This is a genomic window from Quisquiliibacterium sp., from assembly GCF_982640115.1.
In genome coordinates, this window is record NZ_CEXFHW010000202.1 from 1 (window position 1) to 6,479 (window position 6,479).

General features: G+C 69.9%; 3 protein-coding genes and 1 pseudogene. 2 read left to right on the forward strand and 2 right to left on the reverse strand.

Annotated features, from left to right (window positions below; translation table 11 throughout):
• Positions 1–63 precede the first annotated feature (63 nt).
• Both AC2H6A_RS16935 and AC2H6A_RS16940 read right to left on the reverse strand, forming a co-directional pair.
• Positions 64–4,077: a DUF3683 domain-containing protein gene (locus AC2H6A_RS16935; protein WP_484274891.1), complete on the reverse strand. Its 4,014-nt coding sequence runs from the start codon at positions 4,075–4,077 to the stop codon at positions 64–66.
• 84 nt (positions 4,078–4,161) lie between these two features.
• Positions 4,162–4,653, reverse strand: a complete 492-nt coding sequence (locus tag AC2H6A_RS16940; RefSeq protein WP_484274892.1) for a YqaA family protein — start codon at positions 4,651–4,653, stop codon at positions 4,162–4,164.
• A gap of 73 nt (positions 4,654–4,726) precedes the next feature.
• Between AC2H6A_RS16940 and ilvA the strand changes: the two genes are divergently transcribed.
• A complete protein-coding gene (gene ilvA / locus AC2H6A_RS16945) occupies positions 4,727–6,250 on the forward strand; it encodes a threonine ammonia-lyase, biosynthetic (protein WP_484274893.1) in 1,524 nt (507 codons plus the stop codon).
• Positions 6,251–6,302: 52 nt separating this feature from the next.
• Positions 6,303–6,479: pseudogene (locus AC2H6A_RS16950) on the forward strand (glutamyl-tRNA reductase); the annotation flags it as partial.

Here is a 6,479-nt window from a genome sequence, read left to right on the forward strand (position 1 = left end):
GGCAGCGCCCGCCGTGCTCACCGGGATGCGCCGGGCGCTGCCGCCCGGCGCGGCGGTGGCGGTCTAGACCAGCACCCGCTCGATGCCGCCGTCGTTGGCGCGGGCGACATAGTCGGCCATCCAGTCGGGGCCGAGCAGGTGGCGGGCGATCTCGACCACGATGTAGTCGGCCTGCACCCCGGTGTCGTCCTCGTAGCGCGACAGGCCCTGCAGGCACGACGGGCAGGAGGTGAGCACCTTGACCGGCGCCTCGGCCGCGGCCCCCGGGGGAGCCGACAGCACCGGCAGGGCGCGCAGCGCCTGCGCGCCGCGACGCATCTCCTGCTCCTTGCGGAAGCGCACCTGGGTGGCGATGTCGGGCCGGGTGACCGCAAGTGTGCCGCTCTCGCCGCAGCAGCGGTCGTTGCGCTCGATGCGGCCGTTGAGCTGCTCGTTCATGAGCGTGTTGACCACCTTGCTCGAGGCGTGCGTCTTCATGGGGGTGTGGCAGGGCTCGTGGTACATGTAGCGCGAGCCGGTCACGCCCTCGAGCCGCACGCCCTTCTCCATGAGGTACTCGTGGATGTCGATGATGCGGCAGCCCGGGAAGACCTTGTCGAACTCATAGCCCTGGAGCTGGTCGTAGCAGGTGCCGCAGCTCACCACCACCGTCTTGATGTCGAGGTAGTTGAGGGTGTTGGCCACGCGGTGGAACAGCACGCGGTTGTCGGTGATGATCTGCTCGGCCTTGTCGAACTGGCCCGAGCCGCGCTGCGGGTAGCCGCAGCACAGGTACCCCGGCGGCAGCACGGTCTGCACACCGACATGCCAGAGCATGGCCTGGGTGGCCAGGCCTACCTGCGAGAACAGGCGCTCGGAGCCGCAGCCCGGGAAGTAGAACACCGCCTCGGCGTCGGCGCTGGTGGCGCGCGGGTCGCGGATGATCGGCACGTAGCGCGAATCTTCGATGTCGAGCAGCGCACGCGCGGTGCGCAAGGGCAGCTTGCCCGGCATCTTCTTGTTCACGAAGTGGATCACCTGCGCCTTGATCGGCGGCTTGCCCACGCTGGCCGGCGGCCGGGCGGTCTGGCGCCGGGCGAACTTGCCCAGCACCCGGTTGGCCAGGCGCTGCACGCGATAGCCCACGCCGACCATCGCCGCCCGGGTGGCGTTGATGGTGTCGGGGTCGCGGGCGTTCAGGAAGAACATGGCCGCGGCATTGCCGGCATTGAACTTCTTGCGCCCCATCTTGCGCAGCAGGTTGCGCATGTTCATGGAGACATCGCCGAAGTCGATGTCCACCGGGCAGGGTGACTCGCACTTGTGGCAGACCGTACAGTGGTCGGCGACATCGGAGAATTCATCCCAGTGCCGGATCGACACGCCGCGCCGGGTCTGCTCCTCGTAGAGGAAGGCCTCGACCAGCAGCGAGGTGGCCAGGATCTTGTTGCGCGGCGAGTAGAGCAGGTTGGCGCCGGGCACATGGGTGGCGCACACCGGCTTGCACTTGCCGCAGCGCAGGCAGTTCTTGACGGAATCGGCGATGGCGCCGATGTCGGAGGCCTGCAGGATGAGCGACTCGGCGCCCATCAGGCCGAAACTCGGCGTGTAGGCGTTGCGCAGGTCGGCCCCGGGCATGAGCTTGCCGCGGTTGAAGCGGCCTTCGGGGTCGATGCGCTGCTTGTAGGCCCGGAAGCCGGCGAGCTCCTCCTCGGTGAGGAACTCGAGCTTGGTGATGCCGATGCCGTGCTCGCCCGAGATGACGCCATCGAGGCGGCGGGCCAGGGCCATGATGCGCGCGACCGCGGCCTCGGCCTCCTTGAGCATGCCGTAGTCGTCGGAGTTCACCGGCAGGTTGGTGTGCACATTGCCGTCGCCGGCGTGCATGTGCAGCGCCACGAACACCCGGCTGCGCAGCACGCGGCGGTGGGTCTCGTCGCAGCGGCGCAGCAGGGCCTGCAGCGCCTGGCCCTGCAGGATGCGCGACAGCGGCTCGCGCAGCTCGGTCTTCCAGGACACGCGGATGCTGCGATCCTGCAGCAGGGTGAACAGCGTGGCCTCGGGCTCGACCTGCAGGCGGGCATCGAGCGCGGCCTGGTGCCCGGCCAGGCCGAAGCCGGGGAGCACCTCGCGCAGCCCGGCCAGCGGCGCGTCGATGCGATCGAGGAGGAAGCGCCAGCGGGCGCGGGTGAGCGCGAGCAGCTCGCGGGCCTGGCGCAGCCGCTCGGCGAAGAGCTCGTCGTCGGCGGCAGCATCGTCGGCGGGGGCCGGCACCGGGGTGTCGCGCAGCAGCGCCTCGAGTTCGTCGACGAGGCGCAGCTTGTTGCCGGTGGACAGCTCGATGTTGATGCGCTCGATGCCGTCGGTGTACTCGCCCATCCGCTCCAGCGGAATGACCACGTCCTCGTTGATCTTGAAGGCGTTGGTGTGGCGGGCGATGGCGGCGGTGCGGGCGCGGTCGGCCCAGAAGGTCTTGCGCGCCTCGGCCGAGACCGCGGTGAAGCCCTCGCCGGCGCGGCTGTTGGCGATGCGCACCACCTCGGAGGCGGCGCGCGCGACCGCGGCGTCGTCGTCGCCGACGATGTCGCCGATCAGGACCATCTTGGGCAGGCCGCCGCGGCGCGACTTGGTGGTGTAGCCCACCGCACGCAGATAGCGCTCGTCGAGATGCTCGAGGCCGGCGAGCAGCACCCGAGGGCCGGCACCGGCGGCCGCGGACAGGCCATCGAGGTAGCGCTTGATCTCGACGATGGACGGCACGGCCTGGCGCGGCTGGCCGAAGAATTCGAGGCACACCGTGCGGATGTGGGCGGGCATGCGATGCAGCACCCAGCGCGCGGCGGTGATCAGACCGTCGCAGCCTTCCTTCTGGATGCCGGGCAGGCCGGCGAGGAACTTGTCGGTGACATCCTTGCCCAGGCCCTGCTTGCGGAAAACCCGGCCGGGGATCTCGAGTCGCTCGGTGCGCACCGGCTCGCCGCGCATCAGGCCATCGGGGCCGAGCTGACCGGGCCGATACCAGCGCAGCTCGAAGCATGCGAGCGCCGCATCATGGATCTTGCCGAGGTTGTGGTCGAGGCGGGTGACCTCCAGCCACTGGCCCTGCGGGTCGACCATGCGCCACCAGGCGAGGTTGTCGAGCGCGGTGCCCCAGAGCACCGCCTTCTTGCCGCCGGCGTTCATGGCGATGTTGCCGCCCACGCAGGAGGCCTCGAGCGAGGTGGGGTCGACCGCGAAGACCAGACCGGCGCGCTCGGCGGCCTCGGTGACGCGCTTGGTGACCACGCCCGCCTCGGCGAACACGGTGGGCACCGGGGTGGCCACACCGGGCAGGGTCATGGGCTCGACCGGCCCGAGCCGCTCGAGCTTCTCGGTGTTGATGACCGCGGAGAGCGCGGTGAGCGGTACCGCGCCCCCGGTGTAGCCGGTGCCGCCGCCGCGCGGGATGATGGTGAGCCCGAGTTCGATGCAGGCCGACACCAGCGGCGCCATCTCGGCCTCGGTGTCGGGGGTGAGCACCACGAAGGGGTACTCCACCCGCCAGTCGGTGGCATCGGTCACATGCGAAACCCGCGACATGCCGTCGAAGCGGATGTTGTCGCGATGGGTGTGCCGCCCCAGCAGCCGGACCGCGGCGCGGCGCAGGCGCGCGGTGGCCACGAACTCGGCCTCGAAGGCGCTGACCGCCTCGGTGGCCATGGCCACCAGCCGCCCGACCCGCTCGGCACGGACAACCGCGACCGCCTCCTCGGCAGCATCGCGGTCACGGGTGCGGCGCCGCTCGATCTCGTGCAGCCGGTGATGCAGGGCCGACACCAGCGCCCGACGGCGGCCGGGGTTGTCGATGAGGTCGTCCTGCAGGTAGGGATTGCGGCGCACCACCCAGATGTCGCCCAGCACCTCGAAGAGCATGCGCGCGGAACGGCCGGTACGGCGCTCGCCGCGCAACTCGTCGAGCAGCTGCCAGGCGTCTTCGCCCAGCAGCCGGCCAACGATCTCGCGGTCGCTGAAGGAGGTGTAGTTGTAGGGGATCTCGCGCAGGCGGACCGGGCTCTCGGCATCGGCCCGCAGCGCGCTCAGAGGCAGCGGCGCATTCATCGTGCGTCCCTTAAAAGAGCATTCTATCGCGGGGCCACGGGGCGGTCGGCCATGGCAGCCCGGCGGGCAGGGATTAGCGCCGCCTCAGAAACCGAACGGCCGGCCGAGCGCCCGCCACCAGTCGTTGGGCACCCACAGCAGCGCCCCGGTGGCGAGCGAATAACGCAGCACCCGGCCGATCGCGATCCAGCCGATGCACGGCCAGAAGGGCAGTCGCAGCCAGCCGGCCACCGCGCACATCGGGTCGCCGATGACGGGCAGGAAGGACACCAGGAGCGCCTTGGGCCCCAGGCGCTCGAACCAGCCCAGAAAACGGTGATTGCGGCCCCGCGTGATGGCGGCGCTGGCGCCCCGCCCCATCCAGTAGTCGACCGCGCCGCCCAGGGTGTTGCCGGCGGTGGCCACCGCCACCACCGCCCAGAACTGGTCGGGATTGAGCTTGGCATACGCGAACACCGCCGGCTCCGAGCCCATCGGCAGCAGGGTGGCCGACACGAAGGCGATCACGAACACCGAGGACAGGCCGTTCCTCGGCAGCGCGAACCAGTCGATGACGGTGGTCATGAACGCTTCCATCGCGACCGAGTCTAGCAGCGGCCTTGCCGTGCATCGCTGAGGGCACGCCAGCCGACGGGACTAAAATGAGGGAATGTCCGCCCAGTACCTCAAGCGCATCCTCACCGCCCGCGTCTACGATGTGGCCCGCGAAACCCCGCTGGAGCCCGCGCCGCTGCTGTCGGCGCGGCTGGGCAACCGGATCCTGTTCAAGCGCGAGGACATGCAGGATGTGTTCTCGTTCAAGCTGCGCGGCTCGTACAACAAGATGGCCCACCTGCCGGCCGAGCAGCTCGCCCGCGGCGTGATCGCCGCCTCGGCCGGCAACCATGCCCAGGGGGTGGCGCTGGCCGCCAGCCGCCTGGGCTGCCGGGCGGTGATCGTCATGCCGGTGACCACCCCGCAGGTCAAGGTCGATGCCGTGCGCGCCCGCGGCGCCGAGGTGGTGCTGCACGGCGACAGCTACAGCGACGCCTACGCCCATTCCCTGAGCCTGCAGCAGTCCGAGGGCCTGACCTTCGTCCATCCCTTCGACGACCCCGATGTGATCGCCGGCAACGGCACCATCGGCATGGAGATCCTGCGCCAGCATCCCGGCCCCATCCACGCCATCTTTGCGGCCATCGGCGGCGGCGGCCTGATCGCCGGCATCGCCGCCTACGTGAAGCAGGTGCGGCCCGAGATCCGGATCATCGGCGTGCAGGCCACCGACTCCGACGCCATGGCCCGCTCGCTCAAGGCGGGCCGGCGGGTGGAGCTGGCCGACGTCGGGCTGTTCTCCGACGGCACCGCGGTCAAGAAGGTCGGCGAGGAAACCTTCCGGCTGTGCCGCGAGCATGTCGACGAGATCGTGCTGGTGGACACCGACCAGCTCTGCGCGGCCATCAAGGATGTCTTCCAGGACACCCGATCCATTCTCGAGCCGGCCGGGGCCATGGCGATCGCCGGCGCCAAGGCCTATGTCGAGCGCGAAGGCCTGCGCGACCAGACCCTGGTCACGCTGGCCTGCGGCGCCAACATGAACTTCGACCGGCTGCGCTTCGTGTCCGAGCGCGCCGAGATCGGCGAGCAGCGCGAGGCGGTGTTCGCGGTGACCATCCCGGAGGAACGCGGCAGCTTCCGCCGCTTCTGCGAGGCCGTGGGTCCGCGCAATGTCACCGAGTTCAACTACCGCATCGCCGATGCCCGCCAGGCTCATGTGTTCGTCGGCGTGCAGATCCAGCGCCGCGCCGAGGCCGCCACCATCGCCGAAGGCCTGCGCGCCGCCGGCTTCGAGACCCTGGACCTCACCGATGACGAACTCGCCAAGCTGCACATCCGTCACCTGGTGGGCGGGCACTCGCCGCTCGCCCGCGACGAGATTCTGTACCGCTTCGAGTTCCCGGAGCGGCCCGGCGCACTGATGCGATTCCTGTCCAGCATGAGCCCCAACTGGAACATCTCGCTGTTCCACTATCGCAACCATGGCGCCGACTATGGCCGCATCCTGGTCGGGCTGCAGGTGCCGACCGGCGAGAAGCGCGCACTGTGGGACTTCCTTGCCGGCCTGGGCTACGCCCATGAAGATGTCAGCCGACACCCGGCCTACCGGCTGTTCCTGGGCGCGCACAGCGCCTGAGAACCCGCGGGAGTTCCGCAAGCGTCAACCTGGCGTTACAATCCCGGTGTCCATGAATCTCATCGCCCTCGGTCTCAATCACACCACCGCGCCGGTTGCCGTGCGTGAACGGGTGTCCTTTCCGGGCGAGGGCCTGCGCGACGCCCTGGCCGATCTTCGCGCCAGCCTGCGCAGCCTGGTGCCCGAGGGTGCCATCCTGTCCACCTGCAACCGCACCGAGATCTACTGC